21 protein-coding genes and 2 tRNA genes are annotated in these 21995 nt (G+C 54.5%); 7 read left to right on the forward strand and 16 right to left on the reverse strand.

All coding sequences use genetic code 11. The annotated features are described in order from the left end of the window. Positions 1 to 6 precede the first annotated feature (6 nt). From wecA to trxA, 3 genes are all read right to left on the reverse strand, one after another. A complete protein-coding gene (gene wecA / locus ROR01S_RS23200; RefSeq protein WP_004869531.1) occupies positions 7 to 1110 on the reverse strand; it encodes a UDP-N-acetylglucosamine--undecaprenyl-phosphate N-acetylglucosaminephosphotransferase in 1104 nt (367 codons plus the stop codon). 241 nt (positions 1111 to 1351) lie between these two features. Then, positions 1352 to 2611 (reverse strand): transcription termination factor Rho, encoded by a 1260-nt coding sequence (gene rho, locus ROR01S_RS23205; RefSeq protein ID WP_002883293.1) that lies wholly within the window; start codon positions 2609 to 2611, stop codon positions 1352 to 1354. 333 nt (positions 2612 to 2944) lie between these two features. After that, complete coding sequence (gene trxA / locus ROR01S_RS23210) at positions 2945 to 3274, reverse strand: thioredoxin TrxA (protein WP_004869525.1); 330 nt, start codon at positions 3272 to 3274, stop codon at positions 2945 to 2947. A 342-nt stretch (positions 3275 to 3616) separates the two neighbouring features. Between trxA and rhlB the strand changes: the two genes are divergently transcribed. Together rhlB and gppA are read left to right on the forward strand one after the other, a co-directional pair. After that, positions 3617 to 4882: an ATP-dependent RNA helicase RhlB gene (rhlB, locus tag ROR01S_RS23215; protein WP_004869522.1), complete on the forward strand. Its 1266-nt coding sequence runs from the start codon at positions 3617 to 3619 to the stop codon at positions 4880 to 4882. 8 nt (positions 4883 to 4890) lie between these two features. After that, positions 4891 to 6375: a guanosine-5'-triphosphate,3'-diphosphate diphosphatase gene (gppA, locus tag ROR01S_RS23220; RefSeq protein WP_015585415.1), complete on the forward strand. Its 1485-nt coding sequence runs from the start codon at positions 4891 to 4893 to the stop codon at positions 6373 to 6375. 68 nt (positions 6376 to 6443) lie between these two features. On the opposite strand, the gene rep is transcribed toward gppA, so the two are convergent. Further along, the gene (rep, locus tag ROR01S_RS23225; RefSeq protein WP_064359916.1) at positions 6444 to 8465 is read right to left on the reverse strand and encodes a DNA helicase Rep; all 2022 of its coding nucleotides are present in this window, start codon (positions 8463 to 8465) and stop codon (positions 6444 to 6446) included. Positions 8466 to 8577: 112 nt separating this feature from the next. On the opposite strand from rep, the gene ppiC (ROR01S_RS23230) reads away from it, so the two are divergent. Together ppiC (ROR01S_RS23230) and ppiC (ROR01S_RS23235) are read left to right on the forward strand one after the other, a co-directional pair. Next, positions 8578 to 8859 carry a peptidylprolyl isomerase PpiC gene (gene ppiC / locus ROR01S_RS23230; RefSeq protein ID WP_004869513.1) on the forward strand — a complete coding sequence of 94 codons (282 nt, stop codon included), beginning with the start codon at positions 8578 to 8580 and terminating at the stop codon, positions 8857 to 8859. 50 nt (positions 8860 to 8909) lie between these two features. Further along, complete coding sequence (ppiC, locus tag ROR01S_RS23235; protein ID WP_004869510.1) at positions 8910 to 9191, forward strand: peptidylprolyl isomerase PpiC; 282 nt, start codon at positions 8910 to 8912, stop codon at positions 9189 to 9191. A gap of 85 nt (positions 9192 to 9276) precedes the next feature. Here ppiC (ROR01S_RS23235) and ilvC read toward each other — a convergent pair whose 3' ends face one another. After that, positions 9277 to 10752 carry a ketol-acid reductoisomerase gene (ilvC, locus tag ROR01S_RS23240; RefSeq protein ID WP_015585417.1) on the reverse strand — a complete coding sequence of 492 codons (1476 nt, stop codon included), beginning with the start codon at positions 10750 to 10752 and terminating at the stop codon, positions 9277 to 9279. A 163-nt stretch (positions 10753 to 10915) separates the two neighbouring features. Here ilvC and ilvY point away from each other — a divergent pair, with 163 nt between their 5' ends. Beyond that, positions 10916 to 11806, forward strand: coding sequence for an HTH-type transcriptional activator IlvY (gene ilvY / locus ROR01S_RS23245; protein WP_004869503.1), 891 nt, complete (start codon positions 10916 to 10918; stop codon positions 11804 to 11806). A gap of 81 nt (positions 11807 to 11887) precedes the next feature. Here the strand turns inward: ilvY and ilvA are convergent, their stop codons facing one another. The 8 genes from ilvA to ROR01S_RS27175 form a co-directional block, all read right to left on the reverse strand. Next, positions 11888 to 13432, reverse strand: coding sequence for a threonine ammonia-lyase, biosynthetic (gene ilvA / locus ROR01S_RS23250; RefSeq protein WP_015585418.1), 1545 nt, complete (start codon positions 13430 to 13432; stop codon positions 11888 to 11890). Between the two features lie 2 nt (positions 13433 to 13434). Then, complete coding sequence (ilvD, locus tag ROR01S_RS23255; protein WP_004869495.1) at positions 13435 to 15285, reverse strand: dihydroxy-acid dehydratase; 1851 nt, start codon at positions 15283 to 15285, stop codon at positions 13435 to 13437. 87 nt (positions 15286 to 15372) lie between these two features. Then, the gene (gene ilvE, locus ROR01S_RS23260) at positions 15373 to 16302 is read right to left on the reverse strand and encodes a branched-chain-amino-acid transaminase (protein WP_004869492.1); all 930 of its coding nucleotides are present in this window, start codon (positions 16300 to 16302) and stop codon (positions 15373 to 15375) included. Positions 16303 to 16318: 16 nt separating this feature from the next. Further along, on the reverse strand, positions 16319 to 16576 hold the full coding sequence (gene ilvM / locus ROR01S_RS23265) for an acetolactate synthase 2 small subunit (protein ID WP_004869489.1): 258 nt from the start codon (positions 16574 to 16576) through the stop codon (positions 16319 to 16321). Continuing rightward, entirely contained in the window at positions 16573 to 18219 is a 1647-nt protein-coding gene (gene ilvG / locus ROR01S_RS23270) for an acetolactate synthase 2 catalytic subunit (protein WP_064359917.1), read from the reverse strand. Before ilvG ends, ilvM begins: the two co-directional genes overlap by 4 nt. A gap of 2 nt (positions 18220 to 18221) precedes the next feature. Next, complete coding sequence (gene ilvX / locus ROR01S_RS27725; RefSeq protein ID WP_202403780.1) at positions 18222 to 18272, reverse strand: peptide IlvX; 51 nt, start codon at positions 18270 to 18272, stop codon at positions 18222 to 18224. 87 nt (positions 18273 to 18359) lie between these two features. Beyond that, positions 18360 to 18458: an ilv operon leader peptide gene (ilvL, locus tag ROR01S_RS26610; protein ID WP_001311244.1), complete on the reverse strand. Its 99-nt coding sequence runs from the start codon at positions 18456 to 18458 to the stop codon at positions 18360 to 18362. 85 nt (positions 18459 to 18543) lie between these two features. Next, positions 18544 to 18765 carry a hypothetical protein gene (locus ROR01S_RS27175; RefSeq protein ID WP_069476335.1) on the reverse strand — a complete coding sequence of 74 codons (222 nt, stop codon included), beginning with the start codon at positions 18763 to 18765 and terminating at the stop codon, positions 18544 to 18546. Positions 18766 to 18823: 58 nt separating this feature from the next. Between ROR01S_RS27175 and ROR01S_RS23275 the strand changes: the two genes are divergently transcribed. Then, complete coding sequence (locus ROR01S_RS23275; protein WP_015585420.1) at positions 18824 to 20344, forward strand: YifB family Mg chelatase-like AAA ATPase; 1521 nt, start codon at positions 18824 to 18826, stop codon at positions 20342 to 20344. Positions 20345 to 20368: 24 nt separating this feature from the next. Here ROR01S_RS23275 and ROR01S_RS23280 read toward each other — a convergent pair whose 3' ends face one another. Beyond that, positions 20369 to 20707, reverse strand: a complete 339-nt coding sequence (locus tag ROR01S_RS23280) for a MaoP family protein (protein WP_004869479.1) — start codon at positions 20705 to 20707, stop codon at positions 20369 to 20371. 118 nt (positions 20708 to 20825) lie between these two features. Between ROR01S_RS23280 and hdfR the strand changes: the two genes are divergently transcribed. After that, on the forward strand, positions 20826 to 21647 hold the full coding sequence (gene hdfR, locus ROR01S_RS23285) for an HTH-type transcriptional regulator HdfR (RefSeq protein WP_044351294.1): 822 nt from the start codon (positions 20826 to 20828) through the stop codon (positions 21645 to 21647). A gap of 92 nt (positions 21648 to 21739) precedes the next feature. Here the strand turns inward: hdfR and ROR01S_RS23290 are convergent. Next, a tRNA-Trp gene (locus ROR01S_RS23290) sits at positions 21740 to 21815 on the reverse strand. Positions 21816 to 21870: 55 nt separating this feature from the next. Next, a tRNA-Asp gene (locus ROR01S_RS23295) sits at positions 21871 to 21947 on the reverse strand. Positions 21948 to 21995 lie beyond the last annotated feature (48 nt).

Here is a 21995-nt window from a genome sequence, read left to right on the forward strand (position 1 = left end):
CCAGTTCTACTTGGTTAATTTTGGATTATTGCCGCTATGTCGCCGTATTCTGCGTCTGATGCGCTTAACCAGTCGCGCCACTTTCCATGCGCGTTTAATGCAGTAGCCATAAAGGAAAAAGGCCAACAAAAAGAGAATTAACATCACCCATTCAGGAACGATACGGGTATATTCCGCCACCACGCCCACCAGCGCCAGCAGCGCGGCCGCCAGCGTGATCAGGACAAACGCCTGTCGGGAAGTAAACCCGGCACGCATGATCAAATGATGAATATGCTGGCGATCCGGAGAGAACGGACTCATGCCTTTACGCAGGCGACGATACATAATCGCCACCATATCCATCAACGGAATCGCAATAATCCACAGGGCGGTCACCGGGCTAATGGGATGCGTTTTGCCCTGGGTCGTTTCCAGCAGAATCCAGATGATGGTGAAGCCAATCATGGTACTGCCGGCATCCCCCATAAAAACTTTATAACGACGGCCAAGCGCGCCGAGGTTAAGTAAAATATAGGGCAGAATGGCGGCTATCATCGCAAAACACCACATTGCCAGGCTGTATTGGCCGTCAAACCACAGAATAATGCCGGTTGCCGCAAAGGAGACCGATGACAGACCGCCGAGCAGGCCGTCGATACCATCGACCATATTAAAGGCGTTAATCGCGGCCCAGACGGCAAAAAGGGTGAGGAAGAAACCAAAGGGGCCGAGGACCAGCTCCCACGAACCAAAAATATAGCCCAGACTACTCAGGTGCAGATTTCCTGCCGTCATCATGACAACGGCAATGGCGGCCTGAATCACCGCGCGAATTTTTACACTGATATCAAACCGGTCATCCAGCGCACCGACCAGCACAAGGATGCCGGCACAGGCCAGATATAAGGATGAATGGGGAATGTAATAATCAGCGATGGCAAAAGTAAAACAAATGCCAGCATAAACTGAGATGCCACCCACTAACGGAACCAAACCCTGGTGCCGTTTTCGATAGTTAGGTTTATCCACTAACCCGACTTTTTTTGCTGCTTTTCGGGCAACAAATATAAAAAGGGTAGTGAATAAGAAAATACTGATTAATTCAGTAATAGCAGTGAGTAAATTCACAACACATGTGCTCTCAGCATGGTTAATCCGGGAAGTATAACGACGATGTCTCAACTCCTGAAGGGGTAAAGCAGAACATTACAAATTTATTGTATAGATTTTAGTCTGTTAAAATCATCTCTGCCTGGAGTGGTGCGCTAATCATACGATAATCCCTGCTTCCTTTTCCCTTCCTGGATCATACAAACCCAAAAAACAAAACGCCACGCGATTGCGTGGCGTTTTTGGGCTTTTTTTTAACTTACGAGCGCTTCATCATATCGAAGAAGTCATCGTTCGTTTTGGTCATCGCCAGTTTGTTGATGAGGAACTCCATCGCGTCAATCTCACCCATCGGATGGATAATTTTACGCAGGATCCACATCTTCTGCAGCTCTTCCTGGGTGGTGAGCAGCTCTTCTTTACGGGTACCGGAACGGTTGTAGTCGATAGCCGGGAAGACGCGTTTTTCAGCGATTTTACGCGAGAGATGCAGCTCCATGTTACCGGTGCCTTTAAACTCTTCGTAGATAACCTCATCCATTTTGGAGCCGGTATCAATCAGCGCGGTGGCGATGATTGTCAGGCTACCGCCCTCTTCCACGTTACGCGCTGCACCGAAGAAACGCTTCGGACGATGCAGGGCGTTGGCATCCACACCACCGGTCAATACTTTACCGGAAGCCGGAACAACGGTGTTGTAGGCACGTGCCAGACGAGTAATGGAGTCGAGCAGAATGATAACGTCTTTCTTGTGCTCAACCAGACGTTTCGCCTTCTCGATAACCATCTCGGCAACCTGAACGTGGCGAGAAGCCGGTTCGTCAAAGGTAGAAGCAACCACTTCACCTTTAACCAGACGCTGCATCTCGGTCACTTCTTCCGGACGTTCGTCGATCAGCAGCACCATCAGCACGCAGTCAGGATGGTTGTACGCGATGCTCTGCGCGATATTCTGCAGCAGCATGGTTTTACCGGCTTTCGGCGGTGCAACAATCAGACCACGCTGACCGCGACCAATTGGCGAAGCCAGATCCAGCACACGTGCGGTTAAGTCTTCGGTTGAACCGTTACCACGTTCCATGCGCAGACGTGAGTTCGCATGCAGCGGCGTCAAGTTCTCGAACAGGATCTTATTACGCGCGTTTTCCGGCTTGTCGTAGTTAACTTCGTTAACTTTCAACAGCGCAAAGTAACGCTCACCCTCTTTAGGAGGACGAATCTTACCGGAAATGGTGTCACCAGTGCGGAGGTTGAAACGGCGGATTTGGCTTGGGGATACGTAGATGTCATCGGGACCGGCGAGGTAGGAGCTGTCTGCGGAGCGGAGGAAACCAAATCCATCCTGCAGTATCTCCAGTACGCCATCGCCAAAGATATCTTCGCCACTCTTCGAATGCTGCTTGAGGATGGCAAAAATAATATCCTGCTTACGCATACGGGCCAGGTTTTCCAGCCCCATATTTTCGCCGAGAGTAATCAGCTCAGAAACCGGCGTATTCTTTAATTCGGTAAGATTCATAATGGTGTGGGTTCTTAAACTCGGGGTAGAACTCGAACTTAATGTTGTGAATGGTATGGCAGGAACATCCATGCCTGTTAACGGCCTTCATCTCGTGCCTGTACGTTGCCTGGTCACAGGAAAGAACGCAGAGCTGGAACGACAAAACGGAATGAGTGAAAAGCCCGGAATTTGTAGCCTCTCGCGCATTTTCTGCGGGACGCTTCGGGTAAAACAAGATTCAAACAATAAGGTATGTTTAAAACGAAGTCTGAAGTTAACTTAGCACGACTCTGGCCGGGCGTCCAGAGTTCCGCTAAAAATAGGAACCCGGACGCCGGAATGGCAAACTGCTTACGCCAGGTTGGCGTCGAGGAAATCTTTCAGCTGGCCTTTAGACAGTGCGCCAACCTTAGTTGCCGCCACTTCGCCGTTCTTAAACAGCAGCAGAGTCGGGATGCCGCGAATGCCGTATTTCGGCGCAGTACCCGGGTTCTGATCGATGTTCAGTTTAGCTACGGTCAGTTTGCCCTGATACTCTTCAGCGATCTCATCCAGAATCGGGGCGATCATTTTGCACGGACCGCACCACTCTGCCCAGAAATCGACGAGGGTTAGCCCGTCAGCCTTGAGTACGTCCGTGTCAAAACTGTCGTCAGTCAGGTGAATAATTTTATCGCTCATATTTAACTCCACAGGAATAAGCCTGGTGTGTTGGTGTCGCAGACATCAACGACGTGCCGATGCTACGTTATACACGTTATTTTTCAGGATGCCTCTATTACTGGCCACTGCGCGATCCGATCCCTCATGGATGTCGTCTTGCAGGAGCCAAAGCAAACCGCCTTCAAACCGTTCCCGGTAGATTAATTCTCCTCGACTCGCTGAGTAGTCTAAGCTTTCGAGGATTCATCAGGTTGCCGTAGATGCACCTTAAGTCATTTCGCGTATAGCCAACGAAAGGTTGACGTTATTTCAACGGATACGCTTTCTTAATGCAATAGTTAGCTGATATTCTACCACACTATGAGCAAAACACATTTAACAGAACAGAAGTTTTCCGACTTCGCCCTGCACCCGGCAGTGATTGAAGCCCTTGAAAAGAAAGGGTTTCATAATTGTACGCCCATTCAGGCACTCGCTCTTCCGCTAACGCTGGAAGGTCGTGATGTCGCCGGGCAGGCGCAAACCGGTACCGGAAAAACGATGGCGTTCCTGACGTCAACGTTTCATTACCTTCTCTCTCACCCGGCCAGCGCTGACCGCCAGGTAAACCAACCGCGTGCGCTGATCATGGCTCCTACCCGTGAGCTGGCGGTACAAATTCACGCTGACGCAGAACCGCTGGCTGCGGCCACTGGCCTGAAGCTGGGTCTGGCGTACGGCGGCGATGGCTACGATAAGCAGCTGAAAGTGCTGGAAAGCGGCGTCGATATTCTGATCGGGACCACCGGTCGTCTTATTGATTACGCTAAACAGAATCACATTAACCTTGGTGCGATTCAGGTCGTCGTACTGGATGAAGCCGATCGCATGTACGATCTCGGCTTTATTAAAGATATCCGCTGGCTGTTCCGTCGCATGCCGCCGACCAATCAGCGTCTGAACATGCTGTTCTCCGCAACCCTTTCTTACCGTGTCCGCGAACTGGCGTTTGAACAAATGAACAACGCCGAATATGTTGAAGTCGAGCCGGAACAGAAAACGGGTCACCGGATTAAAGAAGAGCTGTTCTATCCTTCCAACGAAGAAAAAATGCGCCTGCTGCAGACGCTTCTGGAAGAAGAGTGGCCGGATCGCGCTATTATTTTCGCGAACACTAAACATCGTTGCGAAGATATCTGGGGCCACCTGGCAGCAGACGGTCATCGCGTCGGCTTGTTAACCGGCGACGTCGCACAGAAAAAACGTCTGCGGATTCTTGAAGAGTTCACCCGTGGCGATATCGACATTCTGGTGGCGACCGACGTTGCTGCACGTGGTCTGCATATCCCGGCCGTAACGCACGTCTTTAACTATGACCTGCCGGACGACTGTGAAGATTACGTCCACCGTATCGGCCGTACCGGTCGTGCGGGCGCCAGCGGTCACTCCATCAGCCTGGCCTGCGAAGAGTACGCGCTGAATCTTCCGGCGATTGAGACCTACACCGGTCACTCTATTCCGGTCAGCAAATACAACCCAGATGCACTTATGACAGATTTGCCTAAGCCGCTGCGCCTGACGCGCCCGCGTACTGGCAATGGCCCGCGTCGCAGCGGTCCGCCTCGTAACCGTCGTCGTTCAGGTTAAATACATTTATGCTCAGTTCCACCTCGCTTTATGCAGCTATCGATCTTGGTTCTAATAGCTTTCATATGTTGGTTGTACGCGAGGTGGCCGGGAGCATCCAGACGCTCAGCCGCATCAAGCGCAAAGTGCGTCTGGCCGCTGGCCTGAACAGCGATAACACGCTCTCCGCGGAAGCGATGGAGCGTGGATGGCAGTGTTTGCGTCTGTTTGCCGAACGCCTGCAGGATATCCCCCCCATTCAGATTCGCGTTGTGGCCACCGCCACGCTGCGCCTGGCCGTCAATGCCGACGAGTTTTTAGCCAAGGCCCGGGAAATTCTCGGCTGTCCGGTGCAGGTAATCAGCGGTGAAGAAGAAGCCCGTCTGATTTATCAAGGCGTTGCCCATACGACCGGCGGCGAAGACCGGCGCCTGGTTGTCGATATTGGCGGTGCCAGTACCGAACTGGTGACTGGTACGGGGGCACAGACCACCTCTCTTTTTAGCCTGTCGATGGGGTGCGTCACCTGGCTGGAACGCTACTTCGCCGATCGCAACCTGACAAAAGAAAACTTCGATCTCGCAGAAAATGCGGCTCGGGAAGTTCTGCGTCCGATTACTGACATCCTGAATTACCACGGCTGGAAAGTTTGCGTCGGCGCATCCGGTACCGTTCAGGCTCTGCAGGAAATCATGATGGCGCAGGGAATGGACGAGCGTATCACCCTGGCTAAATTGCAGCAGCTCAAGCAGCGTGCGATCCAGTGCGGGCGCCTGGAAGAGCTTGAAATCGAAGGTTTAACCTTAGAACGAGCGCTGGTTTTCCCCAGCGGGCTGGCCATACTTATCGCCATCTTCAGCGAACTGAATATTCAGTGTATGACCCTCGCGGGCGGTGCGCTCCGTGAAGGCCTGGTTTACGGCATGCTGCATCTGTCCGTCGATCAGGATATCCGTAGCCGTACGCTGCGCAATATTCAACGCCGCTTCATGATCGACACCGAGCAGGCCCAGCGTGTAACCCAACTCGCCGCGCATCTGGTGAATCAGCTGGACGATGCCTGGGAGCTGGAATCGCTCAGCCGCGAGCTGCTCGCCAGCGCCTGCGAGCTGCATGAAATTGGCCTGAGCGTCGATTTTAAACGCGCCCCGCAGCACGCCGCCTATCTGGTGAGCAACCTCGATCTCCCCGGTTTCACGCCGGCGCAGAAAAAACTGCTCGCCACGCTGCTGCTCAACCAGACCAATACCATCGACCTCTCCTCGCTCCATCAGCAAAATGCGGTGAAACCGCGGGTTGCTGAGCACCTGTGTCGGCTGCTGCGTCTGGCGATCCTGTTTGCCAGCCGCCGTCGCGACGATCTGCTGCCGGCCATTTCACTCGCCGTCGACGGCGAGAAACTGGTGCTGACGCTGCCGGAGGGGTGGCTGGAAAGTCATCCGCTGGGTCGGGAGATGGTGGAGCAGGAGTGCCAGTGGCAAAGCTATGTCCACTGGGCTCTCGAAGTGGCTTAATTTCGCCTGATAAGCAGCGGGCTCAGTAAAATCTCCCGCTGCGTGCCACCGGGAGATACGCGGTCGTACTACTTCCCTTTCGCTTTTGCCAGCATCGCGCGAATATTGGCGACGTTGGCCTGCCCTTTATGCATCCGCTCCTCCGGCGAGATAACCTTGCGCTCCTGCTCCCAGATCAGGTCATCCTGCGGTAGCTCCAGCAGAAAACGGCTGGGCTCAGGGCGCACCAGCTCTCCGTACTGACGACGCTCTTTACACAGCGTGAAGGTCAGTTCTTTTTGCGCGCGGGTAATCCCGACATACGCCAGGCGGCGCTCTTCATCCACGTTGTCTTCATCGATGCTACTCTGATGCGGCAGCAGCCCCTCTTCCATACCCACCAGATAGACGTAGGGAAACTCCAGCCCCTTTGAGGCGTGCAGGGTCATCAACTGCACCTGATCCGACTCTTCATCGGACTCGCCGCGCTCCATCATATCGCGCAGAGTAAAACGGGTGACCACCTGGGTCAGGGTCATTGGCTCGTCTATGTCGCTGCCCTCGAGCATCTCCATCATCCAGCTGAACAGCTGATTGACGTTTTTCATCCGCATTTCTGCGGCCTTCGGGCTCGGAGAGGTCTCATACAGCCAGGATTCATAATCCACCCCGCGAATCAGATCGCGCACCGCGGCGACCGGTTCGCGCTCCGCCAGGCGCTGGATGTCAGCCAGCCACTGCGTAAACCCGGTGAGCGCATCATAGCCGCGACCGGTTAGCGTCTGGTTGAGGCCCATATCAAAACTGGCGGTAAACAAGCTTTTGTTACGGGTCATCGCCCACTCGCCCAGCTTTTGCAAGGTGGCCGGGCCGATTTCGCGCTTTGGCGTATTAACGATACGCAGGAAAGCGCTGTCATCATCCGGGTTGGTCAGCACGCGCAGATAGGCCAACAGGTCTTTAATCTCGGGCCGTGAAAAGAACGACGTACCGCCCGAAATTTTGTACGGGATGCGGTTTTGCATCAGCATCTTTTCAAAGACCCGCGACTGATGGTTGCCGCGGTAGAGAATGGCGTAATCTTTATATTGCGTCTTATTGATAAAGTGGTGGGCGATCAGTTCCCCGGTCACCCGCTCCGCTTCATGTTCTTCATGGTTCGCTGAAAGCACTTTAAGCTCTGCGCCATATCCCAGCTCGGAAAACAGGCGTTTTTCGAAGACGTGCGGGTTGTTGGCAATCAGGATGTTAGCGGCTTTTAGTATGCGCCCGGAAGAACGGTAGTTCTGTTCCAGCTTAATCACCTGCAGCGCCGGGAAATCCTGGCTCAGCAGGACCAGGTTCTGCGGCCGTGCTCCGCGCCAGGAGTAGATCGACTGGTCATCATCGCCGACGACGGTAAAGCGCGCACGCTGCCCCACCAGCAGCTTCACCATCTCATACTGACTGGTGTTGGTATCCTGATATTCATCCACCAGCAGATAGCGAATCTTGTTCTGCCAGCGTTCACGCACCTCTTCATTGCGCTGTAACAGCAGGGTCGGCAACAGGATCAGATCGTCAAAATCCAGCACATTGCAGGCCTTCATATGGGCATCATAGAGCCCGTAGCAGTGGGCAAAGATCCGATCCCGTTCACCCTTTGCGCCTGCCGCGGCCTGTGCCGGGGTTTGCAGATCGTTTTTCCAGTTGGAGATCGTCGAGATCAGCTGCTGTAACACGACTTTATCGTCGTCGATGAGCCCTTCGGTCAGCTCTTTAAGCAGCGCAACCTGGTCGGTATCATCGAACAGAGAAAAGTTAGATTTCATCCCCAGCGCAGCATATTCGCGCTTAATAATATCCAGCCCCAGGGTATGGAAGGTGGAAATCATCAGGCCCCGCGCTTCTTTGCGCCCCAGCGTTTGCCCGACACGTTCTTTCATTTCACGTGCCGCTTTGTTGGTAAAGGTTACCGCCGCAATATGGCGCGCCTGATAGCCGCATCCGCGGATCAGGTGAGCGATTTTATTGGTGATAACGCGGGTCTTACCGGAACCGGCGCCCGCCAGCACCAGGCACGGTCCGGTAACAAATTCGACGGCTTGTTGTTGGCCAGGGTTTAAACGCATGGGAGTCTTGCTCAATCTTCGAACGGGGTGGGGATTGTAGCAGAAAGCCGGGTGGAGATTTACCGGCTAATGGTAAAGTGTTGGCAACACCGATAATCCAGAGAACAAAACAATGGCAAAGTCCGCAGCAGCCCTGCATATCCTGGTAAAAGAAGAGAAACTGGCCCTGGAGATCCTCGCTAAACTGGCGCGAGGCGTCAGCTTCGATCACCTGGCAAAACGCTATTCGAAATGCCCGTCCGGACGCAACGGCGGCGATCTCGGTGAGTTTACGCAGGGGGCGATGGTCGGGCCGTTTGATAAAGCCGTCTTCACCTGCCCGCTGCTAAAGCCCTACGGACCGGTAAAAACGAAGTTCGGCTACCACATCATTAAGGTGCTCTACCGCCGCTAGCGCATGCTAATATTGCCCTCTGATTCATCGTCAATTATCAAGGTACGATCATGGCAAAAACAGCGGCAGCAATGCACATCCTGGTGAAAGAAGAGAAACTGGCACTCGACCTGCTGGAGCAGATTAAAAACGGCGCCGATTTCGAGAAGCTGGCGAAAAAGCACTCCACTTGCCCGTCAGGCAAAAAGGGCGGTCATTTAGGCGAGTTCAAACAGGGCCAGATGGTTCCGGCATTTGATAAAGTCGTCTTCTCCTGCCCTGAGCTGGAGCCGACCGGCCCGCTGCACACTCAGTTTGGCTACCACATTATCAAAGTCCTGTACCGCAAATAAAAAGCCGGGTGGCGGCTACGCCTTACCCGGCCTACATCTTGCGGTTGTGTAGGTCGGGTAAGCGGAGCGCCACCCGACTATCGGGTTAACCCGCTACTGCAATACGCTTCATATCAGTCATATAGCCGCGCAGTTTCTTACCCACCTGCTCAATAGCGTGGCTGCGGATGGCTTCATTCACGTCGCGCAGCTGAGCGTTGTCTACCGCGCCTTCGGCAATCGCTTTGCCCAGGTCGCCGGTCTGCAGGGTAGTCATGAACTCTTTCAGCAGCGGTACGCAGGCATAAGAGAACAGGTAGTTACCGTATTCTGCGGTATCGGAGATAACCACGTTCATTTCGTACAGACGCTTACGCGCGATGGTGTTCGCGATCAGCGGCAGCTCATGCAGTGATTCGTAGTAAGCAGACTCTTCGATGATACCGGAATCAACCATGGTTTCGAACGCCAGCTCAACGCCCGCTTTCACCATCGCGATCATCAGAACGCCTTTATCGAAGTACTCCTGCTCGCCGATTTTGCCTTCAAACTGCGGTGCGGTTTCGAACGCGGTTTTACCGGTCTCTTCACGCCAGGTCAGCAGTTTCTTATCGTCGTTGGCCCAGTCAGCCATCATGCCGGAGGAGAATTCGCCGGAGATGATGTCATCCATATGTTTCTGGAACAGTGGCGCCATGATCTCTTTCAGCTGTTCGGACAGCGCATAAGCACGCAGTTTCGCCGGGTTAGACAGGCGATCCATCATCAGGGTGATACCGCCCTGCTTCAGCGCTTCGGTGATGGTTTCCCAGCCGAACTGAATCAGTTTTTCGGCGTATGCCGGATCGGTACCTTCTTGCACCAGCTTGTCGAAGCACAGCAGAGAACCGGCCTGCAGCATACCGCACAGGATAGTCTGCTCGCCCATCAGGTCAGATTTCACTTCCGCAACAAAGGATGATTCCAGAACGCCCGCACGGTGACCACCGGTTGCCGCGGCCCAGGCTTTAGCAATCGCCATGCCTTCGCCTTTCGGGTCGTTTTCCGGGTGAACCGCGATCAGAGTCGGTACGCCGAAACCACGTTTGTACTCTTCACGCACTTCGGTACCCGGGCACTTCGGCGCCACCATCACGACGGTGATGTCTTTACGAATCTGCTCACCCACTTCGACGATGTTGAAGCCGTGGGAGTAGCCCAGCGCCGCGCCATCTTTCATCAGCGGCTGAACGGAACGCACAACGTCGGAGTGCTGTTTGTCCGGCGTCAGGTTAACCACCAGGTCAGCCTGCGGGATCAGCTCTTCGTAGGTACCCACTTTGAAGCCGTTTTCGGTCGCTTTACGCCAGGATGCGCGCTTTTCAGCAATCGCTTCTTTACGCAGCGCATAGGAGATATCCAGGCCGGAATCACGCATGTTCAGGCCCTGGTTCAGACCCTGCGCGCCACAGCCGACAATGACCACTTTTTTACCCTGAAGGTAGCTCGCGCCATCGGCGAATTCGTCGCGGCCCATAAAGCGACATTTACCCAGCTGCGCCAGCTGCTGGCGCAGATTCAGTGTATTAAAGTAGTTAGCCATGGTGATACCTCGTGATGTTGTACTGTCTTATTGTTCGGTTCGCTTGCCGTGTCTGTGCAAGAGAGAATGAACTTACTATATGACAGGAAATTTATTGCGGAAATTGATATATTCACAACGTCACGTTGCAATTTCTGCAATGCAAAACCGTGGAGTACGGAGTGTGGATTTACGCGATCTGAAAACCTTCCTGCATCTGGCCGAAAGCCGCCATTTTGGCCGCAGCGCGCGGGCGATGCACGTCAGTCCTTCCACCCTTTCACGCCAGATCCAGCGCCTGGAAGAAGATCTCGGGCAGCCGCTGTTTGTTCGCGATAACCGTACCGTCACCTTGACCGAAGCGGGCGAAGAGCTGCGCCTGTTCGCACAGCAGACGCTGCTACAGTACCAGCAGCTTCGTCATGCCATCGATCAGCAAGGTCCTTCGCTTTCCGGCGAGCTGCATATCTTCTGCTCGGTAACGGCAGCCTACAGCCATCTGCCGCCGATTCTCGATCGCTTCCGCGCTGCCCACCCTTCGGTGGAGATCAAGCTTTCCACCGGCGATGCCGCCGATGCGATGGAGAAGGTCGTCACCGGCGAGGCCGATCTCGCGATTGCCGGCAAGCCGGAAACGCTACCGGGCTCCGTGGCGTTTTCGATGCTGGAAAACCTGGCGGTCGTGCTGATCGCCCCGGCATTAGCCTGTCCGGTGCGCACCCAGGTGAGCCAGGAGAAGCCCGACTGGTCAACCGTACCGTTTATCATGGCCGATCAAGGGCCGGTGCGTCGCCGCATCGAACTGTGGTTTCGCCGCCATAAAATCAGCAATCCCTCGATTTACGCCACCGTGGGCGGCCATGAAGCGATGGTGTCGATGGTCGCGCTCGGCTGCGGCGTGGCTTTAATTCCGGAAGTAGTACTGGAGAACAGCCCGGAACCGGTACGCAATCGCGTGATGATTTTAGAGCGCAGCGATGAGAAAACGCCGTTTGAACTGGGCGTATGCGCACAAAAAAAGCGGCTGTATGAGCCGCTTATTGATGCTTTCTGGTCGATTCTGCCTAACCACTGACGTTTTTGCCGGGTGGCGGCGAAACGCCTTACCCGGACGGGGATCTGATTGTCGGCCCGCTAAGCGCAGCGCCATCAGGCATTAGCCCGCGAGAAAGAACCTGAACGCCGGGTTATTGGTTTCGTCGTGGCAGTCGTAGCCCAGCTCATGGAGTCGGGTTTCGAAATCCGGCTCATGATCGCCAAGCTCGAACGCCGCCAGCACGCGGCCATAATCGGTTCCGTGGCTGCGGTAATGGAACAACGAGATGTTCCAGTGGGTCCCTAACGTATGCAGGAACTTGAGCAGCGCCCCCGGTGATTCGGGGAATTCGAAGCTGAACAGTCGCTCCTGCAGCGGTTTTGACGGCCGCCCACCGACCATATAGCGCACATGAAGTTTCGCCATTTCGTCATCAGAAAGATCGACAACGCTATAGCCGCCTTCGTGCAGCAGACTCAAAATCTCTTTGCGTTCCTCCAGACCGCGGCTCAGACGAACCCCGACAAAAATGCAGGCATCTTTGGCATCAGCAAAACGGTAGTTGAACTCGGTCACTGAACGACCGCCCAGCAGCTGACAGAACTTCAGGAAGCTGCCCTTCTCTTCCGGAATGGTCACCGCCAGCAGCGCTTCACGTTGCTCTCCCAGCTCGCAGCGTTCGGAAACGTAGCGCAGGCCGTGGAAGTTAACGTTGGCCCCGGAAAGCACATGTGCCAACCGCTCGCCGCGGATGTCATGCTGCGCGATATACTTTTTCATTCCTGCCAGCGCCAGCGCACCAGACGGTTCAGCCACGGCGCGGACATCTTCGAACAGGTCTTTCATCGCCGCGCAAATCGCATCGCTGTCGACGGTGACGATATCGTCAAGATACTCCTGGCAGAGGCGGAAGGTCTCGTCACCGATACGTTTCACCGCCACGCCTTCGGCAAACAGCCCGACGCGCGGCAGATCGACCGGATGCCCGGCGTCCAGCGCGGCTTTCAGACAGGCGGAGTCCTCTGCTTCCACCGCGATCACTTTGATCTGCGGCATCAGCTGCTTGATCAGCACCGCTACGCCTGCGGCCAGGCCACCGCCGCCTACCGGGACAAACACGCGGTCCAGATGTGCGTCCTGCTGTAGCAGCTCCAGCGCCAGCGTTCCCTGCCCGGCAATCACCATCGGGTGGTCAAACGGCGGGACCCAGGTGAAGTTCTGCTGTTGCGCCAGTTCGATAGCTTTCGCTTTTGCTTCATCGAAATTAGCGCCGTGGAGCAGGACCTCACCGCCAAAGTTACGCACGGCATCCACTTTGATATCCGCCGTGGCAACCGGCATGACGATCAGCGCCTTCACGCCAAGACGCGATGCCGAGAACGCAACCCCCTGGGCGTGGTTGCCCGCAGAAGCGGTGATCACGCCCTGCGCTTTTTGCTCTTCCGTCAGGCCTGCCATCATTGCGTAGGCCCCACGCAGCTTGAAGCTATGAACCGGCTGGCGATCTTCGCGCTTCACCAGAATCACGTTATCAAGACGCGACGAGATTTTTTCCATTTTTTGCAACGGCGTAATTTGCGCCGCTTCATAGACCGGTGCGCGCAGCACCGCCCTGAGATATTCCGCCCCCTCGGGGGCGGCAGACAGGGGTTGTGATTCAGCCATCATTAACCCCCCAGTTTTGATTTATCGCGAACCGCGCCCTTATCGGCGCTGGTTGCCAGGCTGGCATACGCGCGGAGTGCGAAGGAGACCTGACGTTCACGCGCTTTCGGCGTCCAGGCACGATCGCCGCGGGCCTCTTGTGCTTCACGACGCGCGGCAATTTCGGCATCGCTCAGCTGCAGCTGAATACCCCGGTTTGGAATATCAATGGCAATCATATCGCCATCTTCAATGATCGCAATATTGCCGCCGCTGGCTGCTTCCGGCGAGACATGGCCAATCGACAGGCCCGAGGTACCGCCAGAGAAACGTCCGTCGGTGATCAGCGCACAGGCTTTACCCAGGCCCATGGACTTCAGGAAGGTCGTCGGATAGAGCATTTCCTGCATTCCCGGACCACCCTTCGGCCCTTCATAGCGAATAACCACGACGTCGCCCGCCACCACTTTACCGCCAAGGATCGCGTCAACGGCTTCGTCCTGGCTTTCGTAGACTTTCGCCGGGCCGGTGAATTTCAGAATACTGTCATCCACCCCTGCGGTTTTAACGATACAGCCGTTTTCCGCAAAGTTGCCGTACAGCACCGCCAGACCGCCGTCTTTGCTGTAAGCATGCTCCAGCGAACGGATACACCCTTCGGCACGATCGTCATCCAGCGTATCCCAGCGGCAGTCCTGCGAGAACGCCTGAGTCGTCCGAATACCCGCCGGGCCGGCGCGGAACATTTTTTTCACCGCGTCATCTTTGGTCAGCATGACATCATATTGATCGAGCGTTTGTGGCAGAGTCAGACCGAGAACGTTTTTCACATCGCGGTTCAGCAGCCCGGCACGATCGAGCTCACCGAGAATACCCAGTACGCCGCCCGCGCGGTGCACATCTTCCATATGGTACTTCTGCGTGCTCGGCGCCACCTTACACAGCTGCGGAACCTTGCGGGACAGCTTATCGATATCGCTCATCGTGAAGTCGATTTCCGCTTCCTGCGCGGCGGCCAGCAGGTGCAGAACGGTGTTCGTCGACCCCCCCATGGCGATATCCAGCGTCATGGCGTTTTCGAACGCCGCTTTGCTGGCGATATAACGTGGCAGCGCAGATTCGTCATCCTGCTCGTAATAGCGCTTCGTCAGTTCAACGATACGTTTACCTGCGTTGAGGAACAGCTCTTTACGGTCGGCGTGAGTCGCCAGCAGAGAACCATTACCCGGCTGGGACAGACCCAGCGCTTCGGTCAGGCAGTTCATCGAGTTGGCGGTAAACATCCCCGAACAGGAACCACAGGTCGGACAGGCGGAACGCTCGACCTGCTCACTCTGTTCGTCGGAGACTTTTGGATCCGCCCCCTGAATCATCGCATCGACAAGGTCGAGTTTGATGATTTTGTCAGAAAGCTTGGTTTTCCCGGCTTCCATTGGGCCACCGGAAACAAAAATCACCGGAATATTCAGGCGCAAGGAGGCCATCAGCATCCCCGGGGTGATTTTGTCGCAGTTGGAAATGCAGACCATGGCATCGGCGCAGTGCGCGTTAACCATGTACTCAACCGAGTCGGCGATCAGTTCACGGGATGGCAGTGAATAAAGCATACCCCCATGCCCCATGGCGATCCCATCATCCACCGCGATGGTGTTAAATTCTTTGGCAACGCCGCCTGAGGCTTCAATCTGCTCAGCAACCAGCTTACCCAGATCGCGCAGATGTACGTGACCCGGTACGAATTGGGTGAAGGAGTTAACAACGGCGATAATCGGCTTACCGAAATCAGCATCGGTCATCCCGGTTGCGCGCCACAGCGCGCGGGCACCCGCCATATTACGGCCGTGAGTGGTGGTGGCGGAACGGTACTTAGGCATGCTTTAGTTACTCCCAGTCTCTGTGACATGGGGCGCTGCGTGCCACCCCATTTTTTTATGCTTATGCTTGAAATATGACGGGTATATTTATTGGTTAACCTGATCCAACCAGCCCCATTTGTCCTCGGTTTCACCGGTGAAGAGACCAAAGAAGGCCTGCTGAATACGCTTGGTGACCGGGCCACAGCGACCTTCGCCAACCTGAATACCGTCCACGCTGCGCACCGGGGTGATTTCCGCAGCAGTACCAGACATAAAGACTTCATCAGCCAGATACAGAGATTCACGGGACAGCACCTGCTCGCGGACTTCAATATCCAGATCTTTTGCCAGTTTAATGATCGCGTCGCGGGTAATGCCCGGCAGCGCAGAAGAGGTAAATGGCGGCGTGAACAACACGCCATCTTTCACTTCAAACAGGTTCTCACCCGCGCCCTCGGAGATATAGCCGTTAACGTCCAGCGCGATCCCTTCCTGATAACCATGGCGGCGCGCTTCGCTGCCAACCAGCAGGGAAGAGAGGTAGTTACCACCGGCTTTTGCAGCGGTCGGGATGGTGTTGGGCGCGACACGGTTCCAGGAAGAAACCATCGCATCGATCCCCTGATCCAGCGCTTCAGCGCCAAGATAAGCTCCCCACGGGAACGCCGCGATGATCACGTCAGTGCTGTATCCCGCAGGCGGGTTAACACCCATGCCGACGTCGCCAACAAAGACCAGTGGACGAATGTACGCGCTGGTCAGGTTATTTTTGCGGATAACTTCGCGGCAGGCTTCCATCAGCTCATCAATGCTTTGAGAGACCGGAAAACGATAGATTTTGGCTGAGTCATGCAGACGCTGCATATGTTCGCGATGACGGAACACCACCGGTCCTTTATGCGAGTCGTAGCAACGGATGCCTTCAAACACGGAAGTACCGTAGTGAAGCGCGTGAGACATCACGTGAACCTTCGCCTCTCCCCACGGAACCATCTCGCCGTTGAACCAAATGTAATCAGCTTTTTTCGTCGTCATTTTTCTTCCCTTGCGCTTATGCGCGGATTTGTTGTGATGTTGGTTGCTGGATCTCGACGCAGGCGACGTCGACCAGCTTACTTAATTGACTAAACAGTAATTCGACGGGCCGCTGGCTGGCAACGGTCAATTCGATATTTATGTTGCCGGCATCTGCCGCGGTTTCCATATTCATGGAACAAACCTGAAAGCCGCGGTGACGAACCACGCGCAGCACGCGTTCTAAGGTTTCCGGGTTGAAGCGAGCCTGTAAAGCGACCTGATGTTGCATCATGATAATTTCTCCAGCATTTCTGCATTACTGGCACCGGGCGGTACCAACGGCCAGACGTTCTCAAGCTCATCGATTGAGACATGAAGCAGGTATGGCCCCTGGCTCGAAAGCATGGTGTCGAGAGCCGCTTCAACCTGGTCTTTACGGGTGATGTGCTGTCCAGGAATGCCGAAGGCGCTGGCCAGCGTGACAAAATCGGGATTATCGGTGAGGGTAGTTTCGCTATAGCGCTCCTCAAAAAACAGCTGCTGCCACTGACGCACCATGCCTAAACGCTGGTTATCCAGTAACAGGATCTTCAACGGCAGCTGTTTACGCTTCACGGTACCCAGCTCCTGCACGTTCATCATGAACGAGCCATCGCCGGAGACGCAGATAACGGTATCGTTCGGACGTGCAACTTGAGCGCCAACCGCCGCCGGCAGGCCAAAACCCATCGTGCCCAAACCGCTGGAGGTAATAAAACTCTCAGGACGTGTATAGGTCATATGCTGCGCTGACCACATTTGATGTTGACCCACGTCGGTTGTGACAACGCTATCGGCCGGCTTACGGTCGGAGAGCTGTTTGAGCAGCAGCGGTGCGTAAATACCCTCACCCGGGTGGTCGTAGCGCCATGCGTGCTCATCACGCAGCGCCTGATTATGCTGGCGCCAGGCGTCGATGGTCAGCGGCTTCTGCAACGCTGGCAGCAATGTATTCAGATCGCCCGTCAGGGCAACATGTGCCTGACGCAGCTTGTTCAGCTCCGCCGGATCGATATCCAGATGGATAACTTTGGCGTGCGGAGCAAAGGTGTTCAGCTTCCCGGTAACACGGTCATCGAAGCGGGCGCCAACGGCGATCAACAGGTCACATTCCTGTACCGCCAGATTGGCCGCTTTGGTGCCGTGCATCCCCAGCATTCCCAGATAGTACGGATAGGCCGCATCAACGGCGCCCAGACCTTTCAGCGTGCAGGTGACCGGCATTTGCGTAATGGCGATAAACTCGCGTAACGCAGGAACCGCCTGCGCCATACCCACGCCACCGCCGACGTACAGCATCGGTTTTTGCGCGGCGGCTAACATCTGCAGCGCCTGCTCAACTTCTGCATGGGGGAAGGCAATGTCGTTATCAACCGTCGAGAAATACGGTTCAAGCTCGCCCTTCGCCAGCTGGATATCTTTAGGGATATCAACCAGAACCGGACCTGGGCGGCCAGAGTTTGCGACCTGGAAAGCTTCAGCGATCACTCGCGGCAGCTCTTCCAGCGACTGCACGAGAAAACTGTGTTTCGTACAGGCCAGCGACAAACCAAGGACGTCCACTTCCTGGAAAGCATCGGTGCCGATAAACGGCGCCGCGACCTGACCGGTGATGGCGACAACAGGAATAGAGTCCAGTAACGCATCAGCCAGGCCGGTGATCAGGTTCGTCGCACCTGGACCTGATGTGGCGATGCATACGCCGGTTTTGCCGGTGGCGCGAGCATAGCCGATAGCTGCCATGGCCGCTCCTTGCTCGTGGCGGCACAACAGGTGTTCCACGCCGCCGTCATACAATGCATCGTAAACCGGCATAATCGCGCCACCAGGATAGCCAAAAACCGTGTCGACCCCCTGTGCCCGCAAAGCATGTACTACCCACTGCGCCCCATTCATAGTTAGTTCCCCGTCATAGATCGGGAGAAACAGAATTTTATGCTATTCGTCATTGTCTGCTCCTCGCTTATCGTTTTTAAGTTATAAAAAAACCCCCGGACCTTTCGGTGCGGGGGTCTTAGTTCGTTAAGGCTTGATTTCTAAGCCTTTCCTCGTCCAAGTGCAGCCCCGCACGGTGGGATAATAATCACCACCACGCTAATCACGACCAGGCTAATCACTCGTAGAAGGGCTGTCATTTTCTGTACTTTCTGGCTTCTTGTTCGAAGGAATACCTAAAGAGTTACCACAGACATCACAATAAACACAAGATTTTTTTATACATCACTTACTGATCGCGCTAACAGTTTTTTGTAAAACAATTGTTTTTAATAGAAAAAATATAAAATGAAAAAAATTCAATTTATCACCCTTTTCTATGATGCTGCGGCGGTTTCCGCCAATACGCTCTTTCACCATGGTGAGCGTTTGCGATGCCGCTTCCATCATGTGTGAAATGTCACAATATCCGGCGATATTCGCTGGAACATGCCGCGTATAATGCATTTCTTACTCATTACTGCCCCTTTTTCTGCCGACATAATGCTCGTACTCAGGAGGCATTATGTCACTCGCGATTATCTACACACGGGCTGCTTTTGGTATCAGCGCCCCGCTTATTACGATCGAAATTCATATCAGCAACGGGCTTCCGGGATTAACCATGGTAGGGCTTCCTGAAACCACGGTCAGAGAGGCTCGCGACCGGGTACGCAGCGCGATAATTAACAGCGGCTATACGTTTCCGGCCAAAAAGATCACCATCAATCTGGCCCCTGCCGATTTGCCAAAAGAAGGCGGGCGATACGATCTCCCCATCGCTCTCGCGCTTCTGGTCGCGTCGGAGCAGTTAGATGCGTCCAGGTTGAAGCAATATGAGTTTATCGGCGAGCTCGCGCTCACAGGGGCGCTACGTGGCGTTCCTGGCGCTATCTCCAGTGCAATGGAAGCGATAAAAGCCGGGCGACAAATTATCGTCGCTGAGGATAACGCGGCGGAAGTGGGGCTCATTGAGGGCCACGAGTGTCTTGTCGCCGGGCATCTGCAGGAGGTGTGTGCGTTTCTCGAGGGACGCCATGCGCTCAATCCTTCCATACCGGAGGAAGAGCATCCTGATGACTCTCTACCTGATCTGAGTGATGTGATTGGCCAGCAGCAAGGAAAACGTGCATTGGAAATCGTTGCCGCAGGGGGCCACAACCTGCTGTTGATTGGCCCTCCCGGAACAGGAAAAACCATGCTTGCCAGCCGGCTGCCAGGTCTTCTGCCACCGTTAAGCAATCAGGAGGCGCTCGAAAGCGCCGCTATCCTTAGTCTGTTGAGCCGCTATCGCGCAACAAAACAGTGGCGTCGGCGACCGTTTCGCAGTCCACATCACAGTGCTTCTCTCGCGGCAATGGTGGGGGGCGGTTCAATCCCGATACCCGGAGAGATCTCGCTGGCACACAATGGGGTGCTGTTTCTGGATGAACTACCGGAGTTTGAACGTCGGGTATTGGATGCTTTGCGGGAGCCGATAGAGTCAGGAAAAATACATATTTCACGAACCCGTGCGAAAATTGACTATCCGGCACATTTTCAGCTTATTGCGGCCATGAATCCCAGCCCCACCGGGCATTACCGGGGCCATCATAATCGCGCATCACCGGAACAAACCCTACGCTATCTGAGCCGCCTGTCCGGACCGTTCCTCGACCGGTTCGATCTCTCGCTGGAAATTCCTCTACCGCCCCCGGGAGCGCTTAGCCAGGCAGCCTCTGGCGTGGAAAATAGCGCCAGCGTGAGGAAGCGGGTTCTCGTCGCCCGAGACAAACAGCTGGCCCGGCAGGAGAAACTCAATGCCCAGCTGGAGAGTAACGAAATGAAAATCTGGTGTCCGCTCAGTAAAGAGGATGCTATCTGGCTGGAACAGGTATTATCGCAGCTGGGGCTTTCTATCCGCGCCTGGCAGCGTCTGCTGAAAGTCGCCCGGACCATCGCCGATATAGGAGGGGAGCCCTGTATTGAGCGCCACCACCTGCAGGAGGCTCTTGGCTATCGAGCGATAGACAGGATGCTGAACCATTTGCAAAAACTCATGGCATAAAAAAAGGGCTTACGCCCTTTTTTGTTAATCATCGCTTTCGGTGTAATCTTCAGCGCCTTCAACCTGCGGTTTACCGCCGGACAGCGTATGAAAACGCTTAGGCCGCTTAATACGCGCCATATACTTAATCCAGACGCGTTCCATTTCCGTGGCTGGCTCACGTTCACCACGACATACCGAAACAAACTGTTTTTCATCTTCGGTGACAGGTTCGCGTTTACCCAGTTCCAGTTCGTTAAGAGCATAACCATGCTGTTCCAGCAGTTGTGCCTCTTTGATGGTGAAATCACCATGACGGGAGAACCCGCGCGGATAATGTTTATTATCGAAAAAACGATTAGTCGTCATAAAGCTTTCCGCCATCCTACACGCTCCTGATTCTTTGGCCGAGCTATTTATGGCGCGGAGTATTAGTTACGCTTGACAGAGTGTAAAACAAAAGATTTAAATCATTACGACAAATAATTTTGCGGAGAAGAGTGTGGATACGGAATTGCTCAAAACTTTCCTTGAGGTGAGCAGAACTCGCCACTTTGGACGAGCAGCAGAGGCGCTTTATCTGACGCAGTCGGCCGTCAGCTTTCGTATTCGTCAGCTGGAAAACCAGCTTGGCGTGAACCTTTTTACCCGCCATCGCAATAATATCCGCCTGACGTCAGCCGGCGATAAGCTCCTTCCTTATGCCGAAACCCTGATGAACACCTGGCAGGCGGCACGAAAAGAGGTTGCGAATGCTTCCCGACATAATGAATTCTCAATTGGCGGCAGCGCATCTTTGTGGGAATGCATGCTTAACGGATGGCTGGGGAAGCTCTACAAAGAGCCCTGTAACCTGCAGTTTGAAGCGCGGATTGCGCAGCGACAATCGCTTGTTAAACAGTTACATGAGCGACAGCTTGATCTACTGATCACGACAGAATCGCCGAAAATGGACGAATTAAGCAGCCAGTTGCTTGGTAATTTTACGCTGGCACTCTACTGTACCTCGCCATTTAAAACTAAGAATGAATTGAATTATCTGCGCCTTGAATGGGGCCCGGACTTCCAACAAAATGAGGTCGGACTGATTGGCAGCGATGATGTTCCTCTGCTGACAACCAGCTCTGCTGAACTGGCCTATCAGCAACTCGCCGCGCTAAATGGTTGTACATGGCTGCCGACACGCTGGGCGAAGGATAAAAGCGGCCTGCATACGGTGACGGACAGTACAACGCTATCTCGCCCCCTGTACGCTATCTGGCTACAAAACAGCGATAAACAGGTACAGATCCGCGAAATACTGAAGACAAACATACTGGAATAATGCACGCCTCCAGGGACGGAGGATGTTGGCAGATTCTGGGGATGGAAAATAACAGACAAAAAAAATCCTTTGCCTGAGCAAAGGATTATATATGGCAGGGGCGGAGAGACTCGAACTCGCGACACCCGGTTTTGGAGACCGGTGCTCTACCAACTGAGCTACGCCCCTAAATCTCTTACTATTAAGCCCGCTAATTAACTTAGCAGGCTTAACTTTTAATAAGTGGCGGAACGGACGGGACTCGAACCCGCGACCCCCTGCGTGACAGGCAGGTATTCTAACCGACTGAACTACCGCTCCACCGAATTTTTCTACAACTACTGATTTTTACATCAGTTTACTGCGTAA

The organism is Klebsiella ornithinolytica NBRC 105727 = ATCC 31898, assembly GCF_001598295.1.
GTDB classification, from domain to species: domain Bacteria; phylum Pseudomonadota; class Gammaproteobacteria; order Enterobacterales; family Enterobacteriaceae; genus Klebsiella; species Klebsiella ornithinolytica.